23 protein-coding genes are annotated in these 21,447 nt (G+C 45.5%); all 23 read right to left on the reverse strand.

Going from position 1 to position 21,447, the window contains the following annotated elements:
* Positions 1-44: 44 nt before the first annotated feature.
* Positions 45-404 (reverse strand): YhjD family protein, encoded by a 360-nt coding sequence (locus ACFQZG_RS27600; RefSeq protein ID WP_483862645.1) that lies wholly within the window; start codon positions 402-404, stop codon positions 45-47.
* Positions 401-601 carry a hypothetical protein gene (locus tag ACFQZG_RS20595; protein WP_378155939.1) on the reverse strand — a complete coding sequence of 67 codons (201 nt, stop codon included), beginning with the start codon at positions 599-601 and terminating at the stop codon, positions 401-403. Before ACFQZG_RS20595 ends, ACFQZG_RS27600 begins: the two co-directional genes overlap by 4 nt.
* A 151-nt stretch (positions 602-752) precedes the next feature.
* Complete coding sequence (locus ACFQZG_RS20600; protein ID WP_378155941.1) at positions 753-962, reverse strand: hypothetical protein; 210 nt, start codon at positions 960-962, stop codon at positions 753-755.
* Between the two features lie 273 nt (positions 963-1,235).
* Entirely contained in the window at positions 1,236-2,075 is an 840-nt protein-coding gene (locus ACFQZG_RS20605; RefSeq protein ID WP_378155942.1) for a peptidoglycan recognition protein family protein, read from the reverse strand.
* Entirely contained in the window at positions 2,038-2,679 is a 642-nt protein-coding gene (locus tag ACFQZG_RS20610) for a hypothetical protein (protein ID WP_378155944.1), read from the reverse strand. Before ACFQZG_RS20610 ends, ACFQZG_RS20605 begins: the two co-directional genes overlap by 38 nt.
* Positions 2,680-3,002: 323 nt before the next feature.
* The gene (locus ACFQZG_RS20615) at positions 3,003-6,995 is read right to left on the reverse strand and encodes a hypothetical protein (RefSeq protein WP_378155945.1); all 3,993 of its coding nucleotides are present in this window, start codon (positions 6,993-6,995) and stop codon (positions 3,003-3,005) included.
* 11 nt (positions 6,996-7,006) lie between these two features.
* A complete protein-coding gene (locus ACFQZG_RS20620; protein ID WP_378155947.1) occupies positions 7,007-8,242 on the reverse strand; it encodes a hypothetical protein in 1,236 nt (411 codons plus the stop codon).
* 66 nt (positions 8,243-8,308) lie between these two features.
* Positions 8,309-9,556 (reverse strand): right-handed parallel beta-helix repeat-containing protein, encoded by a 1,248-nt coding sequence (locus ACFQZG_RS20625; protein WP_378155949.1) that lies wholly within the window; start codon positions 9,554-9,556, stop codon positions 8,309-8,311.
* 34 nt (positions 9,557-9,590) lie between these two features.
* Positions 9,591-10,304: an H-type lectin domain-containing protein gene (locus ACFQZG_RS20630; RefSeq protein ID WP_378155951.1), complete on the reverse strand. Its 714-nt coding sequence runs from the start codon at positions 10,302-10,304 to the stop codon at positions 9,591-9,593.
* 4 nt (positions 10,305-10,308) lie between these two features.
* Complete coding sequence (locus ACFQZG_RS20635; protein WP_378155953.1) at positions 10,309-12,093, reverse strand: hypothetical protein; 1,785 nt, start codon at positions 12,091-12,093, stop codon at positions 10,309-10,311.
* A 16-nt stretch (positions 12,094-12,109) separates the two neighbouring features.
* Entirely contained in the window at positions 12,110-13,027 is a 918-nt protein-coding gene (locus tag ACFQZG_RS20640) for a hypothetical protein (protein ID WP_378155955.1), read from the reverse strand.
* 10 nt (positions 13,028-13,037) lie between these two features.
* Positions 13,038-13,322 (reverse strand): hypothetical protein, encoded by a 285-nt coding sequence (locus tag ACFQZG_RS20645; protein ID WP_378155957.1) that lies wholly within the window; start codon positions 13,320-13,322, stop codon positions 13,038-13,040.
* On the reverse strand, positions 13,315-13,635 hold the full coding sequence (locus tag ACFQZG_RS20650; RefSeq protein WP_378155959.1) for a hypothetical protein: 321 nt from the start codon (positions 13,633-13,635) through the stop codon (positions 13,315-13,317). The genes ACFQZG_RS20645 and ACFQZG_RS20650 overlap by 8 nt, the downstream gene beginning before the upstream one ends.
* Before the next feature lie 61 nt (positions 13,636-13,696).
* Positions 13,697-14,080 carry a hypothetical protein gene (locus ACFQZG_RS20655; protein WP_378155961.1) on the reverse strand — a complete coding sequence of 128 codons (384 nt, stop codon included), beginning with the start codon at positions 14,078-14,080 and terminating at the stop codon, positions 13,697-13,699.
* Positions 14,081-14,103: 23 nt separating this feature from the next.
* Positions 14,104-14,940: a phage major capsid protein gene (locus ACFQZG_RS20660; RefSeq protein ID WP_378155962.1), complete on the reverse strand. Its 837-nt coding sequence runs from the start codon at positions 14,938-14,940 to the stop codon at positions 14,104-14,106.
* Positions 14,941-14,955: 15 nt separating this feature from the next.
* Positions 14,956-15,729, reverse strand: coding sequence for a hypothetical protein (locus ACFQZG_RS20665; RefSeq protein WP_378155964.1), 774 nt, complete (start codon positions 15,727-15,729; stop codon positions 14,956-14,958).
* 92 nt (positions 15,730-15,821) lie between these two features.
* Positions 15,822-17,705, reverse strand: a complete 1,884-nt coding sequence (locus ACFQZG_RS20670) for a hypothetical protein (RefSeq protein ID WP_378155966.1) — start codon at positions 17,703-17,705, stop codon at positions 15,822-15,824.
* Positions 17,702-17,971, reverse strand: a complete 270-nt coding sequence (locus tag ACFQZG_RS20675) for a hypothetical protein (RefSeq protein WP_378155968.1) — start codon at positions 17,969-17,971, stop codon at positions 17,702-17,704. The genes ACFQZG_RS20670 and ACFQZG_RS20675 overlap by 4 nt, the downstream gene beginning before the upstream one ends.
* A gap of 3 nt (positions 17,972-17,974) precedes the next feature.
* Positions 17,975-18,136, reverse strand: coding sequence for a hypothetical protein (locus ACFQZG_RS20680; protein WP_378155970.1), 162 nt, complete (start codon positions 18,134-18,136; stop codon positions 17,975-17,977).
* A gap of 1 nt (position 18,137) precedes the next feature.
* Positions 18,138-19,475 carry a PBSX family phage terminase large subunit gene (locus tag ACFQZG_RS20685; RefSeq protein WP_378155972.1) on the reverse strand — a complete coding sequence of 446 codons (1,338 nt, stop codon included), beginning with the start codon at positions 19,473-19,475 and terminating at the stop codon, positions 18,138-18,140.
* The gene (locus tag ACFQZG_RS20690; RefSeq protein WP_378155974.1) at positions 19,472-19,852 is read right to left on the reverse strand and encodes a hypothetical protein; all 381 of its coding nucleotides are present in this window, start codon (positions 19,850-19,852) and stop codon (positions 19,472-19,474) included. The genes ACFQZG_RS20685 and ACFQZG_RS20690 overlap by 4 nt, the downstream gene beginning before the upstream one ends.
* Before the next feature lie 197 nt (positions 19,853-20,049).
* Complete coding sequence (locus ACFQZG_RS20695) at positions 20,050-20,193, reverse strand: hypothetical protein (protein ID WP_378155976.1); 144 nt, start codon at positions 20,191-20,193, stop codon at positions 20,050-20,052.
* Between the two features lie 669 nt (positions 20,194-20,862).
* Positions 20,863-21,297 carry a sigma factor-like helix-turn-helix DNA-binding protein gene (locus ACFQZG_RS20700; RefSeq protein WP_378155978.1) on the reverse strand — a complete coding sequence of 145 codons (435 nt, stop codon included), beginning with the start codon at positions 21,295-21,297 and terminating at the stop codon, positions 20,863-20,865.
* Between the last annotated feature and the right edge of the window lie 150 nt (positions 21,298-21,447).

The following is a 21,447-nucleotide window of genomic DNA, read 5'->3' on the forward strand; positions in this document are numbered from 1 at the left end:
AATCTCCGTGTTACATCAAAAGACGCAAAAAAACAGCCAACCGGCTAAGATTGACTGTTCTTCATATACTCAGTAAGCATTACCCTAAGCTCTGTCTTGAGATGTTCCCGCGTGATCCCGAATCTGTCTTCGTATCCTCTACATGCGTAGTTGGTGTAAAGGATGAACTCCGTCTGCTCACCTTGCCACACTTTTATCTTACCCTCTCTAAGCTGTTGCTTAACCTCGCGCATACGTTCATGTAGGAGATACAACACACGGTCACATGCTGCCACATACAGCGGTGTAAAGGTGTACTCTGTGACTGCTATCTCATCTCGGTTCTTTACGGCTATGTCGATTAGCATAGGTATCATTGTGGATTCACGGATTAGTTGTAGTTCTTCTATAGATGCGCGGTTCATGAGCGTATTTGTTGGAGGGCTAAGCTTGCACTACCACCCATTGCGGAAATGAATGATTCATGGTCAGGCATAACACTTCTGTTTATACAGTCGTTGTACTGCTTCTCAAACACCATAACTTCTTCCAACGCTTTTTCTGCAATCTCTAAACGTGATTTTAGATACTTAATATACACTTCATTTTTTACTTTGTACATGTTATTCCTCCTTTAACTTTTCTCCACAGTAGTGGCAATAGTAAATAGTCTTTTTCAAATCATGATCGTAATAACTTCTAATATCTTCTTGTCGATTTCCAATCTGTTCACATTTATGTTCCATCGTTATTCCTCCTTGGTATATGGCGGTTTAACCTGCACTTTCAATCTGGTCGATCTTTTCTTTGCACTCTAACCATGTTTCTTTCATCCATCCATCTACGCCAATTCCACGATAAGCAGAGATTTTTTTGCTTTGTTTTTCAAACACAAGTGACCCAGCACCGCAGAACACAGATTTCCACCCTTTGTAAGTGCCTGGTTTTACGCAATACTCTACAATCTCATCATTAACATTCATTCACTTATCCTCCCTCATCTTCTCCGCTTTAATATACTCATCTACTCGTATGTTCTTATCCATCGTGTCTTTCCAGACCTTTTTCGTGAAGTGGCTGAACCATCCGTGCGGTTGCTTCTCTAGCCAATCCCACAATAACCGGTCTTCTTCTTTATCCATGTTAAACTTGATTGTTTTGTTACGTATCATCATATCACCTCAACTATATTTTACCATATGTTTAGTCATATGACTATAGTCGAGACAAATGAAAAAGGGGCAGAACGCCCCTCATTAGATCAGTTTTTCTTTTTTAGCCTCTGCGACGATCCCCGCCAGTTTATCCGCATTCTCTCCAACGAATCCTTCATCATTCACTGTCTTGTATAGGGATAGGATGGTCGATGCGATTACCTCTGCTGTGCCGTCTACTACTGGTTTAAGGAGTCCTAGTTTACGCGCAGACTCTTTACCCCATGTAGGATGTTTAAGCTTTCCTTGGAGATCCTTGACGCGTGTCGCTAGCTTGTAGGCGTCTGCTGCTAATGCGGCTGTGTCTTGGTTAAACGACATCTCTTCTTCCATAGATAAGATGTCTGCACGGATCCTGTCCATGCTCGTTACCGGACATGCTGTAGGAGAAACTTCGCGATGGCCTACTATATGCTTAATCGGAAGTACCGCCTTAACGCTCAAGATAGCCGCATATAGAAGCTCTCGCTCTCGTGGTGTTAGATCAACCTTAGATAAGTCGCGATTTACCTCAATACCAACTGTGTAGGTGTTGTTGTTACCGGCGTGATATGTGAACGATCGGAGATCATTGACCTGTTTAATCTGATCTTGATCGATGCAGATGTGATAGGCGATTCCCGCGCCCCATTTATCTGCATGGAAGCGAGCATGAGACTGCAACGTTCCATTAGGAGGTCCTGAGTGGTGGATGACGATTGTATCGATATCCTTCGGATCTCTAAACTTACCCTGGTGATACGTTTTACCGTCCCATTGACCTTTTACGATGTACTTCTTTTTCAGCGATTCCCAGGATGCTTTTTTCGGCAGTTGATCTGTGATATCGATAATCGGAGGAATGTTACTCGAAATGTTCGGTGCTAGTTTTAAATTCCTCATCCTTTACCTCCGCTTTAACCTTGGCTTTGTCGATTGATCCCTCTACCCATTGATATACCATACCGGCTACGAGCTGAGATACGCCGATAAACAAAGGTGTATATGCGCTCACTTCGGACTGTACGTCGTTTACGTTCATTAGGTATCCGATCAAGAGACCGATGTTCGTAAATGTGGCGAGTAAAAAGGCTTGGAACTTAGTGCGGCCCAGTTTCTTTAGGTATTCCTTCATCTCTCGGTTCCCCCTCAAAGTAGTAGTTGATTCCTTTGCTGTGTACGCATCTGCAATATGGACAGATGATTTCCCCGCCCATGATGATATCGACGACTTCTTCTCCGTACTTATCGATGAGTCGTTCTTTTCTGCATCCCATGTGACCTCCTGTGCGCTCATTAGAGCGTCTATTTTAGCTTCTATGCGTATTTGTCTAGCCTCGTAATTAAGCACGTCTGAATCGTCCCTAAGAAGCCAAGGAAGACGTTTACGTAGCGCACGTTTTACCTTTCTCTGTTTTAGGAGAACAAAAAGAGCCGTGCCGAGTGCCGACAGGCTCAATCCGTTCTTCATTATGGCGTGGACGATTTCTAGGACAATATCATACATTCGGAACCTCGCGTTCCTCTATGAAGATATTTGCGAAACGATCAGCTCGCATGTCACGCAATGTCTTGATTAGTTGGCAAGTATCTGCTGGTTTTTCACAGCATGTACAGAATTTCTCGACTAGTTTTATCACCACATCGACATCAACTCCTGTTGAAATGAAAAGAGACCCCCGAAGGGATCTCCACGTTATGGAACATATGGTCCGTACACAACCATTGCGATGATCATAGCCACCGCAACCAATCCCCAAAACAATTCAGATATTTTCTTCTCGATACGATTGTATCTTTCTTCCTGTTCAGGCGTGTACTTTTTGAACATTACCTCGCCTCTCTTATACCTAGTTCTCGCTTAAGCGCGTTACGACCAATTCGACCGGCATCATCAAACGCCTTAAGTACGAGTTCAACTTTCTTATCTGTAGGTAAGTTCGTGTTGATTTGTGAAATGCGTTTCGCTGTTTCTTGACCAACGATCGTCTGTAATTGAACATACTGCTCAGGGGAAAGATTAACTTTCTTCTGTTGTCCGGTTACAGAGTCTTTGCCCGACAGGTACTTATCGACTGCTCTCGGTGCAAGCCTATTATCGCCTGTTTCATTGAGCAAGTCCATAACAAGTTGAGCCTCTTTAGTTGGCTTGTACTTGCTTCTATCCGCAGGTGTTACGAAGATATCGAAGAACGAATTAGGGCGCGTCTGAGGCTCTCCTAGCGTGCTCACACGTTGCGGCATGTCCTGAGCAAGTCCAGGTATTCCCGATTTAGCGGGATTTAGGTAGCTATCCGCAGTATCAGGGCTGTACGTTTCTTTAACACGATCATCCAAATAAGCGTTGATATTCTTAAGAATCGATGGAGTGAACATATTGGGAGCTTGTTTGATCAGGTTCGTACCGATTGCTTTGATGGCATTGTCTTCTCCCGAAGGAACTTGGAACGCTTCACGGATGCCAGAAAGCACAGACGAATCGAACACTGTAGAAAGGCCAGATAGCGCCGCTTCCCCTGCTGTTTTTAGTCCACTTTGACCTTCCTTAACTCCTTGATACACGTTAGACCCCACCGCGATTGGAGTAGCGGTTGGTTGCGCCCAAGAATAACCCCATAAAGTGTCGCCGGGTTGAAGTTTTGCCGCCTTGTTCACGTCACCACCGGATACCAACGCGCCGACCATACGAGAGAGAGCGGAACCGTTTATTTGGAAATCTTTAATGCCGGTTTGTTGTTGCAGTTTGCGAACCTCGGGATCGTCGTTTGATTTACCGAACAACGCGCCTTTATCCGCAAGCCAGTAAGCCAGTACACCCATTCCTGATCCCATAATCGTTCTAGAAACGGAGTCAATAACGTCTGCGCGGGTTAAACTGGTGTTCTTCTTCCGTAAGATTTCATGAGTCTGTTTAACGGCCTTTAGGATTCCCGCAGGACTGTATTCTAGACCTCTCAGGAGAAGGTTAGCGGGAGTCTTAGCGAACGGAACGACTAAACTTCCTACGCCGAAATCCTTGCTTCCTGTAAGCTGGTTAACACCTCTTCTGAATCCAAGAAGCTTCCTAGCGAGCAAGGTATCATCTTGCAAGGTAGCGTATTTACCATATTCCTTAGCAAGGTTATGAACGCCCTCATCGAGGTTGGTCATAAACGATTGCATATGGTCACGGATGTTGTCCGCACCTTTTACACCGCTATTGATGGCATCAAGGTACGCCATTTCCCGCATGCGCTGATTTGTTGCACGTTGGAATGCTGCATAGTCGAAACCTTGCATCGTTGCGCCAAGTGCTTTTTCCATGTACGTAAGAGGGTTGTACTTGCTTGTAAACGCAGGTCCTTGAATATCGTATTTGGTTGTCAGCCCTTCTGGACTAACACCACGTGAACCGGCTCTGCCTCCCTCAATTAACCCGTTGTAGAAGTCTTTGCTCGTGGTAAAGAAGTTGTCCCATACTCTCGGCCCGCTCTTGAAAGTCACCGTGCGTGGGCCTCCTGTTACCTTAGATGCCACGATATCGATCGGAGTACCAATTAAACGAGAAAGTCGCTCGAATCTGTACATCAATTCATTACCGACGATATTTCTGATTTGTGATTTTGGATTAAGCAGCATTGAAATATATTGAACGGTAGAGAGTTTGCGACCAATTCCCGCCTTTTCAAACCCTTGCATGATGGCTTGAAGGTCTTGTGATGCAATGTTTCGTTCCTTGCCGGCCAGAGAAGATACCTTCTGAGCTAGATCACGGATTAATGTGACATCACCATCCGACAACTTGTCTGCGTTGGATTTCAGGTATCCTTCTGCAATTCGTTCGGCACGGCTTACAACTTGCTCATTGATCTGCTTTGCACTATTGCTAAGTTGTGACTGTGCCTTTTCGTAAATGTTTCGAAGTTGCGGACGAATTTCTTCCCCAAAATCCGAAATCATTTGAGCAGACCAATCTGCGAACTTTGTTGCACCTTTAGCAAGCTTTAATGCGCCGATATAAGCATAATCAGCCCAGATATCTAACGGATTGGAGCTAACCCGAACGCCTTTTGAGCGCAACCGTTCTTTCGCTGCTTGCTCCTGTGCTTCAAGGAACGAAACAACGCGATCTGCAACACGCTTATCAGACATCTCTTTCGGTGCTGATGCTTGCTTAGGCGGTCTTCCGTCTGATTTCTTAACGAATCGTCTTGCGTCATCGATAAAGTCTGCAATTGTTTGTTTATCCGAAGTAGATAACGTCTCTCCTTTCCGTGCACGATCCATGATTTCCATAACCGTTCCTGCGCGTTCCTGGCTCCCCCCTGATGCTTGGATAGCTCCAGCTGCATCAATGATATCCTGAGCTTGTTTATTGCTTATTTTTACCTCTTGCTGTCCTTTAAGTAGATTGTCATTAACACGATTCACCTTACGTTGAGCTGCCAACAATGCACCTTCCGGCGTAAGTCGGTTCCAGATTGACGCAGCTTGTACCGTTTGACCGGCTTCCGTGAGCGCTTTGGAGAGGTTCTCGGCGATTGTAACCGCTCGCTGTACATTTCCGCCCTTCTGCAACTCATCGATTAACCGCATGCCCGTAGCGACGTCATCGGCGTTGTATTTATTCTTTCCAAGCAGATCAGCTTCCGCTTGGTCTACTCCCTGTGAAATTCGTTGATTAGCCCTTGCAACCGTTTCTTCGTTGGTGATAGGTTCGTACCTTCGTTCGGGAGATTGTGCTAAACCTCGTTCTACTTCTGGTGTCAGTTTTCCCGATTGTTCAAGGTTCTGAACGAATCCCCGCTCTCCTTGAATACGAGGGGATCGTAGCGTTGGTGGTTCAGGTGCAATTTTCGTCGATCTACCAGGAGTAGTAAGTTGCGCATCCGATTCTACATTCTGAGCCAACTCACGCGACGATACAGATCTTACAGGAGTTTCCGGAACCCTTACATCCAACTCTCCACCAACCGCCTTAACGAGTGGCTGAGATCCTCTGGAGGCTACATTACGCAATCCCCTAGCACTCTCCACAACAGCGCGTCCAGCCGCAGGGATAAGCCCACCACCGGCACCCAATGCACCGGCAACAGCAAACTCACGCGCACTAGCCTCCGGGTTAATCGCTAACTCCTGTCCCACGCCCGCTGGAACGCCCTCTGCGACGCCTTTAATCGCCGTACTGGCAATTCTACCACCGGAAGTATTACCAAGGTTAGGTGCGATTCTAGAAAGAACGTTACCGGCTGCATTATATAGTCCTGTGCCGCCGCTACCCGAGAAAGTGATTGATCCTGCGGTGTTGAGTACGTCTCCGGCCAGTTGAGCACCTTTGCCGAACTCGTATTGGTCTTCTTTCCCCACCGTTGTTCCCAATCCTTGACGAGCGGACACCATGAAAGGCGCTTGCTCTAACGCCGCTATAGGCGCTACAAGAGGTTGTAATACAGTCGGGAAGTCTGACAGTCTGTCCCTTATTCTCTCTCCATATGAAGGCAATGCGGGCTTCACAGGTTGAGTATCAACGATATGCTGTAGTCCTGCACGGCTAAGGGATGGAGGTTTGGCATTCTGTGAGGCGAAGTCCATGCCGATCTTCTCCATCTCTTCACGCTCTTGCTGATATTTAGACTGTTTTGCCTGATTTGTCTCTATCTCCATAAGGCGAGATTTCTTCATGCCCTCTTCGTATACTTTATGATCATTTTGAGCCTTTTTAAGCGAATTTGTTAGTCCTTCACGCTCATCGGCATATTTACTTTTTGTAGTAGAAGAAGCAGAAGAAGTTGAGCCGACAGGTGTCAGTCCCAACTTCTTCCGTTCATTATCGTACTTGCTCATAGGTTAGCCCCCTAGTTGGTGGGTAATCCAAAGAAGATCAGGATCTCGTCTGTTTCGTTGTCTGCGAGTCCCTTAGCGATAACAGCGCTTCTAAGCGCTTGTGGGTTCGTTACAGTGATTGAACCGGTCGATGGGTCGCGAGATACGTATTGACCCTGTAACTGGTCTATAGCGCCTGATACGCGTTTTCCTGCGGCTTCACCTAGGTCTTGTTGGTATTGCTTTTCTCTATAAGCTTGTTCTGCTACGAATTCTTTATCTCGTTGGCTCAAACTTGCCCATTGAAGTCCGCGAGATGCAGCAGCATCCTTCATGTCTTGTTCAAAGCTACGGTTTTTAAACGAGTTCTCCCACGCTGTTTGAGCTTTATTCCAGTCAAATTGGGCTTGGTTGAAGTTGTTTTGCCATTGTTGTTGAGCGTCCGTTATATTGTCGCGACCTACTTGATAGTCGTAATTTCGATCAGATTCTAGAACGCTTCTGTCGAATTGCTGACCAGCAAGTGTTTTCTGTCCGTTTCGTACGCCCATCAGTTGATCAATTTGCAATTGTAACTGTCTATCCGTGTTGTATTGATTTAATAGCGCGCTCATACGATCGGCTTCAATTCCCGACTTAGCGCCTGCCACATCAGATTCATAAGCATTATTAAGGTCTGATGTCCTACGTGCAATGTCGGTAAAGGCTTGCGCTTCCTGACGTCCTAGAGAGCCTAAATTACCCTGAGTGGACATGTTTCGGGATAATTCAGCCTGCGCATTAGCGCCCGAGCTTGTTCCACCTCTAGATGCCATGTATTCAGCGAAGTTACGTGCTTGTTGTTGTGCACCTGCTGCCACTTGGTTGCGTGCGTCGTAGAACTTAGGCTGTATTGCGCCCTTTTCAGCGTTCAGATTCGACAAAGCCGCATCACGGCTTTTACCGAGTGCGGCTAGGGTTGAGTCCAATCGAGCGTTATTTAACTGATTAATATAAGATTGTGGTGTGTTGGTATTGATAGAACTTGCTTGTACTTCTTGCTTAGGTGCAGACAATGTATACCCGACACGTTGTTGATCCGCTGCAAGACGATTAAGCATGTCATTATCACCAGACGCAACAGCTGCATCATATTTAGCCTGTTGTCCTGCGACATATTTTTCTAATCCACCCTGCCCACTCCGAGAATCGTTAATCCATGCTTGCGCAGATGCTTGTGAACCTGGTTCAGGTTTTTTACTTATTGCGCTTGTAGTCGAGGCAGCCATGTTATATCCCACCTTATGCTTATAAAATATTAAAGGAGCCTTCAAAGGCTCCTTTAATGCATTGATTTAATCGTTATTTTTAACGATGTTTCCAGGTTCAAATTTGTAATTTTCCATGGTATTTTCACTGGATAGGTTTGAATCAATGATGTTATTTACATCGTGGACAAGGATTCCTCGGCTGTAATTTGTTCTAACGATATTCTCACGAATAATATTCCCAGTTGCTCCAAACTCCAAGAAAATACCGTTACCGTTGTTGTAGGTAAGAACATTGTTTTCAATGATGTTGTTCTTTGCAGTTGTTAGATATATTCCGCTCGTAATACCAGAGGAAAACGTGTTGTTTGAAATGACATTTCTCTCAGCTCCGTCTTTCAACCATATTCCGTAACAATTGGCCCGTAAGATGGAGTTGTACTCATATCGATTGCCGATTCCGCCGACTACCGAAATACCGTCTGCGTTCGTTGGGCCTGTACCGTTAGACATGTTACGAATGACTTTACTGAACATGTTGTTACGGGTGTAAATTGCTCCGCTTCTTGTTATCTCGTTATAAGAGATTTCAGCGTTGAAGTTTTCAAGACTTCCAATCGAGAAGTCACCGTAACCCGCTCTGCCGTTTTCGAACAGAATATTCCTTGTGATAAGAGGGGAATAAGACTGCTCTACGTAAATGGGATTGCGGCCGACTTTGGAGAAGTTAACATGTTCAATCGTGAAATTTTTCGTATGGTGAGCGTAAATCGCCCAACCTACAATGCCATCACCCGATTTGATTTTCATGTCTTTGATCGTTACATCAGGCAAGAGGTTAACTTTAACTAGCTTTGCGGATTGGTAGCTTTCGAGAATATTGTCCTTAAGAACAATTTTGTTTCCTGTAACCTCCTTGACAATGTTGTAGCTAAACTTCGTTGATGTTCCTGACTGAACTATTTTCACATTGTCGTTAACTTGGAATCCAACACTTGAAGTTACATTAAGCACAGGATATTGATTGTCAATCCCACCGCCTGGAATCAAATCATTTTGTATATTGGTTGATGTAGATTCAGACCCATATACAACGATTGTATTCTGCGAATTGGTTGCATTGATTAGAACCGTACTTTTCCCACTGCCTTGTAATATTACGTTAGGCTTTGTGATGGTAATAGGAACAGTGATAAGGTATTCACCTGGTGGGATTGTAACTACTCCACCACTAGGACCTAATGCATTAATTTCTTCTTGTATGTCGAATGTATTTGCATGAGCAGGTACAACGAATGATAAAAATAGCACCATTACAGTAATCAACTTTTTCAACTTAATCATCTCCTGAATAGTATTAATCTAAATTTTATATTCCAATTGCTACCCAATGAACTGTAAGTGTTGCCGATGTTCCGACATTGTTAGAATGAGTTGCGTAAGCTGTAAACCCGGAAGTTGACACATTGAACGCTGTTGCATAATATAAATTGTCTCCTACTAAAGTTACAACAACGACAGGTGCCGTTGCAAATGCTGTCGCAAATGATATTGATGTACTCCCGGATGTACTCGCACTTACGTTTACTGTAGCCTTACCTTTTTCAATTCTCTCACCATCTCCAGTTATTGTGTTTGAAGAGGGGGAAAATAACTGAAAGTTATTACCGTCATATATTACTTCTGAAAGTTGATTTGCTCTAATGTCATTTGTATTTAAATCAGACGTCACTTTCTTCTTAATCGACTTTGCGCCAAGGCCATTGACATTAAGTGTCGCCGCACCTGTGTTAGCGGTGTTGGCTTTGAACCGCACAACCATTCCTGCAAAGTATGAGGACGGCGCAGGGACTAGCGTTATTGCGTAGGAATCTGTAGAACCTGCATCCTCGGCGTATTGTCCATCCGGTAGACTGCTATTGATAGCTGGTACAACAGTTCCGTTGAGATAGTCCTTGATAAGACCCGCTGCCTCGTCGAATTTAGCCTTTAGTTGGGTTGCAGTAAGGCCGTCTGTTGCGTTCGGCTCATCAGATAGAGCGGATATGACCTCTACATCGTCTGTAAATTGAGATATTGACACGATATCACCTCGATTTGCTGCCGTAACGAGCAGCGAGATTTATTGATAATACGGTTAATTTGTCGTTTAACTTTTCATTTCGCAAAACAATCTTGAAATAAACGAACTTTTTAGCCTTAATTTTGAATCTGAATGGCTGAGGGTTGTAGTTTACATAGAACGAGAAGTCAGCAAAGTTCATATTGGCGAATGATGCGTTGTTATAGACCGCCACATATGTTCCTGATGTGACAACCCTATCCGTCTGATACGATATCTCAACGCTAGAAATGTCTGTCGGCTTGAGGCTAATCCACATTTCGTTGATGAATTTCTGCAGCCATTCCGCGTTGAAGTCGTAGAATGCCATTTCCCACTCCGCGCTGATGATCGTACCGTTATCGTTTCTAAGGTCATCTCCGAACTTCATGATCATGCCGTCATCAGTACCAAAGTGAAGTTCATCATCCTTCACCAGGAAGCAAGTTACGTTATGGGCTAGGGTGTACTTGTACCAGACATCTAGCCGGTAATTATAGACGATGACTGTTGATCCGTAAGAAATCCAATACTCCCACCGTTTCTCCCAATCTACTGTGAGAACAGACGGAAGGCTAAAGTCTTCAATAGACGATTGCACTCTTTTCGAGATAAAGTTGGCGTTCCTCTCATCCCTGACGTTCGTAGCAACCCATTCCTGAACGCCTTTGAATACAGTGAAGGGGTTGTTATTGATCAATCTGGATTGCCCTGGAGTAACATTCCCCTTAGTTTGGTTTAACGGGAAAGTAGGGAAGTCCGCAATAACATCTCCACTATCCAGCGTAAGTGGGTCATAGTACGAGTACCAAGCCTCTCCACCGTTTGTGAAGATAATCTGTCGGTCATACTGGCGAACGATGTCCGTAACCGCAAATTCATCTGAACTTATTTCGCGATAGTTCAATGCCGGCAAGTATTCAGCACTCGGTACACCAGAAGCTAGTCCAGTGTAGTTATACCGGTTAGTGCCGTTACCGTAAAAGAACGCTCTTGTGTCATTTTGACCACCGAAGAACATCGCGAACTTGTGTCCTGTAATCTCTGATCGGCTACCAGATCCCTTTGTCCACTGAATATCGACATTATCTACGCCCGTAGGCGGTGCCACTACAAACGTAACTACGCCTGTCGTAAGGTTAACTGTGTAGTCAGTAGTGACGGTCTTGACCACGCCGCTTACTTTAACAACATCGACGCTTGTCAAAGCTGTTTCGGCTAGTTGATAAGAAGTAGCCGAATTATTTCCGCTGAACGTCTGCCGCTTCTTTCCGGTTAGAAGATTTAAGCTCTCATTCTCTGTGCCGCCTCCCGTTGGAGGGGTTGCAGTTGCGATAAGCGGAATATAGCCCGCCACATCTCCGAAGGTAACGCCGTCCCAATACTTGTACTCAGAACCGTTAAGCATGTAAACTTTTTCTCCGAATGCAAAGAAAAATGTCTTAGCATCGGTTAAAGTTCCCTTGCTTGTATTGGTTCCGGTGTTTAAATCATGTTCATAGACATGACCGTTAGCAGCAAATAAAAAGTGGTACGACCCATTTATTGAGCCATACCACATACCCTGTATGTCAAAAGAGCCTAAACTAGCGAATAACTGTTCATACCCCTCGCGCTTTCGTAATTTATAGTTCTCGGTGATACGATAATTTATCATCGAAGGACTCTCACCTAGTTGTAACTGGGTATCTCCCGTTGTGTCCTCGTTGAGTCCTAGAAACCGATCTATAGTTTCGGGAGGGTTTGGTTTTTGTCTTGTTATCGTCGCCATTTCTCACCCTCCCCGATTAAAATGATCCATACACATTGGTTATTGCTTCAATTGTTGCTGGCGGCATCTCGGATGCATCACTTTTCAATTCTTCGTATCTCTGTTGAAAGAAACTCGCCGCGTCTGAGTTTTCTGTCAACAATAGGTGAGCGGCTAACCCATAAGGAACGATCGTCCTACAGGTCACATCGTCCAATTGCATGGTATCATCGATTGTTACGACCACGTTTGGAATAGGCCGGTACACGATTCGGATATTCCCATCGTAGAAGTAGTTAATATACAGGTCTCGTTTACCTTCCCATTTGTATCCCGCGCTTTGGCTATAACTAGTCTTTTCCTCGTTGATGATCTCGCTAATGGACTTAAAATCAGTTGGCATCGTCTTTTTAACCCATGGACGGTATACAGGAACATCATCTGCTGTCGCAAACGGTATAGAGAACAATGCGCGATTAACCGTTCGGTAGTAGTATGAACCGGTAAATCGAAGTCTAGATTTAGTCGCCCCACTAGAAGGTGTTACGACTCCTTTATAGGCCGTGAATCCGTCAGGGGTATTTACGGTGTTAATCGTCGCCAGCGTGTTCCATACGCCGTTGTAGTCCTCCACATAGACCGTTCCGACGCGATCAACCTCGAAGTAATACGCCTTTGCCGATGAATTGGCCTCTCGGATGAATTCTTCGCCTTCAAATGCGATTACATTAAAGTCGGAATTATACCCAAGAAGATTAGATACCGGCTTATTGCTGATTTCGTAAGTGCTATACACTTCACCTTGCTCAATAAGCTCTGATTGCAGAATCGTAAGCAATCCAGGTGTCTTAACACGGTACGAAATAACGTCCGATTCGTTTAATAGTCCATTGTCTTGACGCTCATCAATCAAATCCATGGTGATTTCGAATATTTCTTCAGCCGTTGTAGCCATGATTCACCGCCTATAATTTGGCGTAATAGCCGATTGCCGTACCACTCGTAAGTGTAATGGACGAGAATTTGCCGTATACCGTCAATCCCACTGGGATGGGGCCGAGAGTCGGATTGTCCGAACCCGTAACATTCTCCTGAGATGCCACTACGGTGGCCGCTGTTGCCGCGATAGCACAAAAGTAATACCCCGCAGGCGGTGAGACTTTGGACGTTCCTGTAATGGCTTTACCGCCGTTTGCGCCGTGGTTGTTCAGATAGGATTGTGCTGCCAGTTGGGACAATGTACTATTCATCTTTGCCCTCCTTCGGATGTTCGGACTTCTTATGTGCCATTAACTCGCCTTTATTGTCCGATTTGAAGTCACATTGATTGCATTTGTACTTCTTGTCTGTCTGCCCATGATCCTGGTACTCAACATCATCACTGATGTCTGAAGTTTCTTTCCCTTTAGCCGGTACACTATCGAACTTATGGTGGAATCGTTTGATCAACAATTCGTTTTCTGTTGTGAACTCTCCCTTATCATCGAATCTAACGTGTCTAGTCGTTCCAACAGGCGGTTCAAGTCTGACCAACATATTGGGCGTTCCCTTGAAAGTAACCAACTGTAAACCTCCTTTATACAGAAAAAGGGCGAGACATAAGCCCCGCCCAATCCCCTATGATTTATGGCATTTGGAATACAGTTACGCGAAGTGCATGGTCAGTAAGAAGGCGTTTGCCGCTTGCTGGCGTGAACGTGATAGCGATCGTTCCTGCCGCCGCTTTGTACTTACCACCCTCTAGGACAATACAACGTCCAACTCCTTGCGCTACGCTGCCTGTGAGTGCCGCACCAGCCGCCCAGAAGCCTCCAGCGGCGATGGAGTAGGTAAGCGTACCTTGGTCAGCGGCTACGTTCTCGATGTAGATTAGAACCTTATTATCCGCCTTGGTCGGCGTAATCGTGAATACTTCAGTCTGATCGATGGTGGAAGACGTAGCGGCGTTTCGAGTCGCCGTAGTGATCGTGTTTTCCGTTGGATTCGTATTTGTGCAGCTAACTGCCATGTTATATCATCCCTCTCGTTTTATTAAATAGTAGTTTCAGCAGCAAACGTCAACGTAGCCGTGCAAAGCAGGTCAGGACGAACGACTTTACGACCGAATACGTGAAGACCGCGAACGCCTGTGTCAAAGCTGGATTCGAGGCGAAGCGATTCGGTTTCGATGATTTGTTGCGCGAATGCGATAGCGTTGTAGGAACCGGCCATGACCTTGGATACAGGTGCTTGAACCGTGTTTGTGTTGATGACTTGGTTCGTAACGTAGATGTCAAAACCAAGTTCATTCGTCCACGCCATGCCGCCAGTACCGTTCAAACCGTTGTTGATTTGGAACTTGATGCCCGCTAGTTTCAGTTTCAGTTGAACCCATGGAGGAATTACGCACCACATGTCGCTGGAAGGTACGTTAACCTGTGCAAGTTCTTGTTGAATTGCGCCCATCGTAGAGAGAATAGAAGCCGTGTCACAGCTCGCGTCCGTAACGGTGAGATTAGCTTCGCCGTAGAGGCTCATGATATTGGTGTCGCAAGCTTCTTTGAGCTTGTACGCCGCTCTAGCAGCCTGAGATCCTTTCAAGTCAACGTTGGCTTGCGCCTTCTGAATGTCCGTCACTTTAAAAGCGAAGTAGTTTTGTTGGTCGATATGCATCGTTACGCCAGCATCTTGCAATCCTTCGTACGTAACCGATCCGGTGTACGCTGTGATTGTTGGATCTGCAAGGCCATTGAAGTAGACCGTATCACCGGCCTTTTTAATCTCACCTTCAGCATCCATGTTACAAATTTTCTTTGCGACCAAGTTATCCTCCAGTGTTCGAAGAATCTTGGTCGACCAAATCGCAGGTACAAAGTTTTGTACGCCCATGTTTGACTACTCCTTTTAATCGTAGAATTTTGGATTTTTCATAGATTGATTGATTGCATCCCAATGCTTGTTTACTTCCGATTGGCTCATGCCATCTACTTGCTTCTTTGTGAAGAAGGTAGGCACGGCAGAGCCATTACCCGTCACAGATCCCGTAGAACTCTGCGCATTCGCTTCGTTCTGCTGCTCAATCTGCTTTTGTTGCTCGATTGCCGCCAACTTCTGCTTCAGAGATTGGTTCTCATGCCTCGTATAAGCGTCTACAAGACTTGAACCGTTCTGGACATCAGCCCATACCGTTGGAGGAATATCCTCCGCTTTAGCGTCAGGAAACGCCTTAATAAACGCTTGAAAGTCGGCGCGTTCCTTTTCTTCTGCCTGTTGCTGTTGTTGCTTCGTTTGGTACTCTTCACGGAATCGTTTACTCTCGACCAGTTCTTTGACAATGTCATCATCCAAGCCCCGGTTCTGGTACTGTTCCATGAGCGCTTTTTCTTGCAGAGCCTGTTTGTACTCCGCTTCAGTCTTGATCGTCTTACCCTGCCACTCATAATTCTGTTCAGCAATGTAAGCGTCTCGGGCTTCTTGTGCCGCTTTCTTCGATGCCGAAGCTTCTGCACGTTCAACACGACGTTTCATCATTTCGTTTACTTCGTCTTGTGTGAACGTTTTTTCCGGTTTCGTCTCCACTTGCTCCGTGCTCGGCTCGGCGTTCTCCGTTTTTACCGCCTGTTCAGCTATGAATGTTTCGACTGATTCCAGAGATTGTTCTTGCACTACCTCTTCCATGGTGAATCCTCCTCATTTGTTAAGCGGTGGTCCGCTGTTGTATTGCCGAATGATTGCATGAGAAAGGGCGCTCCACGACTGGATGCGCCCCGTTAATTCCTATTCTTCATCCCCGCGATAGCCAACTTATTCTCGTTGTCCATCTGCTTTAATGCGACTTGTTGTTGGAACTTCATACTCTCTTTCAGCATGTCTTGCTCCTGTACTGCTTGTTCTTGTTGCTGTTGTTGTACCAGCAATTGCTCTTGTTGCGCTTGCATATTCGCATTCTGCTGTGCCTGTTGTTCCGGTGGCTGCATCATCATCTCCATGATCCTAGATTCCATTTCTTCTGGTGGAAGTTGTTGTAGTTCTGCTTGAATCTGAGGCGGCAATGTCTCCATAAACCGCGCCATTTGTTCGTAAATGAATTGTTGTTTCATGTCCTGTGATTTCAATTCCTCGATCAATTCCTGTGACTTCGGAATGATTCCGTTCGGAACACGCTCAAGGTATTGCAGGAACGAAATTCGATCATTCTGCAACAGTGCATCAAGCGTCTGCATAGCGCTGATCTGTGACCAGTAGGAAGATGGCCCGACATCGATCTTAATACGCATCTTCATGTTTCGAAGCGTAGAGAAATCGAACTCTTTAACGACTCGCTTACCCATTACCTCAATGTCAATTTTCCGCTTACCATAGTTCGCTGTCATCATGTCTAGCCAGATGTACCCGATATCCTCGACGTACTGATATAGGTTCCTCTTGATTGTTTCAAGCGGTATAGAGGACGACTGCTGAACGGCAATAATAGCCGACGTATTATCAGGCTTGACCTCGCCTAAAGCCGCGTCCGTGGCTCCTAGCATATCCTTGGTGTATTGGATAGCTAGGTCGATGAGTTTGAATACCTGTTCGCTCATATTTCCTGGTGTTAAGTAATTAACGACGTTGTTAACGTTAGTTTGTAGGTCTGCGTCGATACCAACAGCTGTTCCAAGCACATTATTCCATGCTGAGATAGCGTTCTTGTTGTAAATCGCTTTAGGGAACGCCGTGTGCATCTGACTCATCATTGCCATAGCGAACATCTTGTTGATGAATATCTGATTCGGAACCAATCCAGTACCTAGCGCCTGTCCATGATAGGAGTTTTTCCGTTGATCCCAGTTCATCCATGCAATAGGGTAAAGCGTAAGGTTCGTATCCCACTTAGGACGGATATCCGTTTGCCTAACGCTCTTTACCGCGTAGATTTTACCGTCCTGCTTCCACAATTTTAGTAACGCTTGGCATTTCCCTGTCTGAGCGCCCTTGTTATCTAGTTCAATCTTCGACCGATCACCTGATTGATAGTCCGTTTCTACGTCGCTAGTGATTAAATCAATCTGAGCTTGTGGGATCTTGTAGAACTCAGCTTCTTTCTTGAGGTTTTCGACCAATTCACGGAACGCAATGATGATGTACGGCTGTTTTTGCACTCGTTTATCGTTCGGGTTGCCGAAGAAAACATTGACATTATCGACGTTTTCAAGACAAATGTCGCCTTTTGCCAACTGTCCCGTGTCAATTGACGCATCAAAGTAGTTGTATCCGCATCCATCACCCGAAATAGCGCAATCAAGAAGCGTTTGCCATAGGAATTGATGCATTTTGTTCTTCTCTTGGAGTGTGTTGGAGTATTGCGTAATGGTTTCAGCTGCTTCTTTCATAGCAACTTCTTCCGGAATATCCGTGTCATCGCCTACATTCTCTGCCGTAAACTGCATTGCCACGTTCTGACTCATGATTGCGGCGATGAAGTAGTTGATGATCCGCTTGAATATGTTGAATACCGGCGTTGGAAGACCGTTAGCTACGACTCCATTCCACTGATCATTGGCATAGAACCGCTCATTCTTGTTAACGTTCTCGTACAAGTTGATCCTGGTATTGTAGTCAATTCCATCCTGATACAGTTGCCAAGTTAACGTATCCTTGTCGTCCCTCTTCATGCTTCACCCGCTTTCTTCTGTGGCGATCCATCGAATGACATTAGATTTGCGAACCCTTCCGCGAATGCATCATTAGCGGCCTTTGTTTCCTTCTGCTCTGCCCTCGCTTCACGACGCTCTATAATCGCTTCTACGGGGGTTTTGATGGGTTCAGGTGTCTTGCCCTGATTGAGCGCTAATCCATCGCGTAAGCCGCGCCTATAAGCCCATAGAGGTAATATAAAAAGGCACAGTCCGAAGACTATGCCAGCGATCATATATTCCATTGTTTACACCTCTTGTAGATTTACTTTCTTGTATACACGTGGACTAATCATGTTTATTTTGTTAGCTTCGATGTATTCAACGGCTTTTTCCAAGGTCTCACACTCTTTTGTTTCTGTTCCGCTTCTAAAGCCTGCGTCGAAATACCAAACCACGATATATTCCATGTCACCAACCTCCGGTAATGTAAGACTGATCAACCGTAGAACCAACAAAAGCATCCGGTTTCGGACGCTCTGATGGGAAGTTATGTGTTTTTGCTGGTGCTTTGGGCTTCTCTTCCCTGAACTTCATCCATTCGTCATTTAAGGCGTATCTTACCGAGTCTATGCTGTGATTGTTCTTGTCGGGATATCCTGCTTTCCAGTTTCCTTGTGCGTCTCTCTCAAGCTCATAGGAGAGGAATTCGCGTGCCGTCTCAGGACAGCGTTGATCGTCGATTATGATCGCTTCAAGGCTCTGTAAGAACCTTATGCCGTACTCGATTGAATCTGGCCCCTTTTTTACTCCGCGCATCCTTAAACCGTATTGAATCAGCTCGTGTATGCTCTTGGGCTCTGCTGAGTCTGCGATAATCTGGTCGTTGTTCTTGTTCTCTTTGACGATATGATCGTAAGCCATTCGGTTACTCATGCCAACCTTGTACAGTTCGTGATAGATGTACAACCGTTTATGCTTACGGTCATAGTGCATGACGTTGTAGCTAAGTGGATCTATCGCATATCCGAAGTCTAATCCGCGCTTGATATCGGTGAAGTCCTCAATCTCTGCATCAGATATCTTACGAATCTGCACATTGTCGAACACTTCTCCACCGCTGCCGGTCTCGATCCCAAGATACTCATGCTCGTATGCTAATGGCTTTGTTGATTTAAGATGCTCAGCCTCTATGATGAACTGATCACCCAACCATTCAACCGGCACCGATTCATACGTGCTGTGGTGTGTAATACGGTCAGGACGAGTCAGCTTCTTCTCAGTGTTAACCCAATTGTTAGCGCTCTTAGGCGGGTTGTACGAGTAAAATACGATGAACTTCGGGCCACCACGCATGAGCGATTGGTTAATCATCCGAATCTCTTCCATGCTCGTGAACTCGTCTAGTTCCTCGTACCAGATGAATTTCGTGTATCCCTTAGCGAACTTCATCGATTTAATCTTCTTCGGCTTATCCGCGCCTCTGAATCTTATCTCTTGTCCAGTTGGCTTGTAGGTTAGGACAAGCTTCGATTCTGGCATGTCCCAATAGTCGGATACACCTAACGATTCAATCGCCCATATAAGCTGATCCTTAACCGATTCGTTAAGCGTGTCCTTTACCTTACGCAATACTACGGCATTAGCAAGCGGATCGCTCATGATTCCTAATATGATCTCAACCGATATGAAAGATGACTTCGTGCTGCCACGGCCACCGGATAGCCAGTAATGCGTATGATTTCTTTGCTTAATGTCCTTGTGGATCTCATGGAATGATGGGGCGATAACGCTAGTTAATCTCGTCATCGGATATCATCTACGATTGATACGCCAATGTCCGCTGTCTTTCCTCCGGTCATTAGCGCTTGTTTATCATAAAGTGTGCCGACATATGTTGAGATATGAGACAGGGGAATTTCCCTCTTGTTCTCCTTAGCCTCTTTGATCATCGAATGACCAAGCTCTATTGCATCCTCAATGTTCTCCCACAACTTGTTTACGAATGTGGTTCTTTTACGTTCACGCAAGTTCTCAATCTCGTCCGGGACTTCTTTACTCACCTTGTCTATTGTCGCCCACGACATGCCAACTTCTTTAGCAACTTGATTCTTAGATTTACCCAGCGAGAGCAGCGCCTTGATCATCTCGCGCTGTTCATCATTTGGCGGTATTCCTGCCCCCATACAATCACCTCATTTGCACTAATTTTTAACCATATTTGTATTACGTCGCATTTTCGAGCATTTAAACTTCATTTATTTGCACTAATACGTCAAAAATTGCTTCCACCTCTTCGGTGTCCTACAAGGAACGCATCTCTTTGAGTTTGCCATTCCCTTATACCCCTTCTCGCATGAGGCACATTTCTTTGTGAGTGTTCTCATGGTCTCACCTGTCCTTCTTGACGATCGAACATAGCTTTTTGAGCTTCTTTACCGTACTTTATGTCTCTTATCTGTGCTACTGCTTCTGCTATTTCTTTTGGTGTTCCATGAAGTTCTATACAATGATAGATTGCTTTCATGATTAACACCCCTTTATACGGCCTCCACTACGTTGAGCTTATTCGGTCGAGACGAAGAAAAAAAGAGCCTTGTCGGCTCCCCTATGGGTTAAGTTTGTGATTGTATTAGGCGCCCAGTTTTTGTTCGGTCGGGCATCACCTAATCCCGTTTTATTTAACGTCATCGGGAGTTTGACTATGTGATGCGCTACTCCCGAAGTTTCGCGCTTGTCACCTGACTCGTGCCGCCGTAGTCACTTGGGCTAGCCAGCACGACGCCTAAAAATATGTGATGCTCCCCACCCGACAACCGGTGTTCACCCCTACTTTTGTGTAGAGTGACGGGTGGTTCGCTATTCACCTTATTAATCGTGAGCCATGGGCCATTCTCCCATGAATAGTGAGCAGTTGCAGACACTTACCTCGGGCGTCTCGGTTCGAACGAGGCGCTTCCCCTGACCCTAGCGTCTCTCTTCCGCCACTCAACGATTTATGTGATTCGTCTCGACAATCCATCAGCCCAACACGGGCGGGAAGCTATCGGCAAGACGATTTTCACCTTTGTTCGGAAAACCGAGTAGAACGGAATTGCAGCATCCCTAATGTGCAGAGTTCAATTCTTTAACTCGGTTTCCCATGATATAAAGTTACCACGTTCAATGTTGCATTTGTGGGCAAAAATGTTGCAATTTAACCTTTGTTTCCAACCCATGAGTTTGGGTTCGGTGGATGAAACATGTGTTCAAACGGTGTTATCTCGGTTTCCTTGTTCAATGGTTCAAGCGCTATCCCAAGCTTGTTAAGCGCCTCTTTGTGCCGACGTTGTACGGTTGATCGGTCGCAATTCAGGATATCCGCGATCTGCCCAAGTGTTAATGGGTTACGCTCCAGGTATCGCCTCATGATGACCGTTCGTTGCTCATCCGTCAACACATCGTCTACGGCTCCTGTAACGGTGCTTACGATGCGCGTATATCGCGTGGCATCCCACCTATTAGGACTGCGTTTGCGGTCGTTATAGAGCGTAGGAGCGCCGTCTAGCAATCCTTCTGATTCTCCAACCTTAGCCGCGTATCGGTATGATCTGAAATTAGTCAGGATTTCGGATACGTCTTCGTTCCTCATGTTATCCCTCCTTCTTCTTTTTCATCAGATACACAATTGCTACTCGCCCTATATATATTCCTGTTCTCGTTGTGTCTTCGTACTTGTATTTCCATTCAGCACTGAAGAACTTCGCTTTTAACTCCTTGCGGGTTTTCCACCAATCTCGCT

Origin of the sequence: Cohnella sp. GCM10027633 (assembly GCF_042675445.1) — a bacterium.
Classification (GTDB): Bacteria; Bacillota; Bacilli; order Paenibacillales; family Paenibacillaceae; genus Cohnella.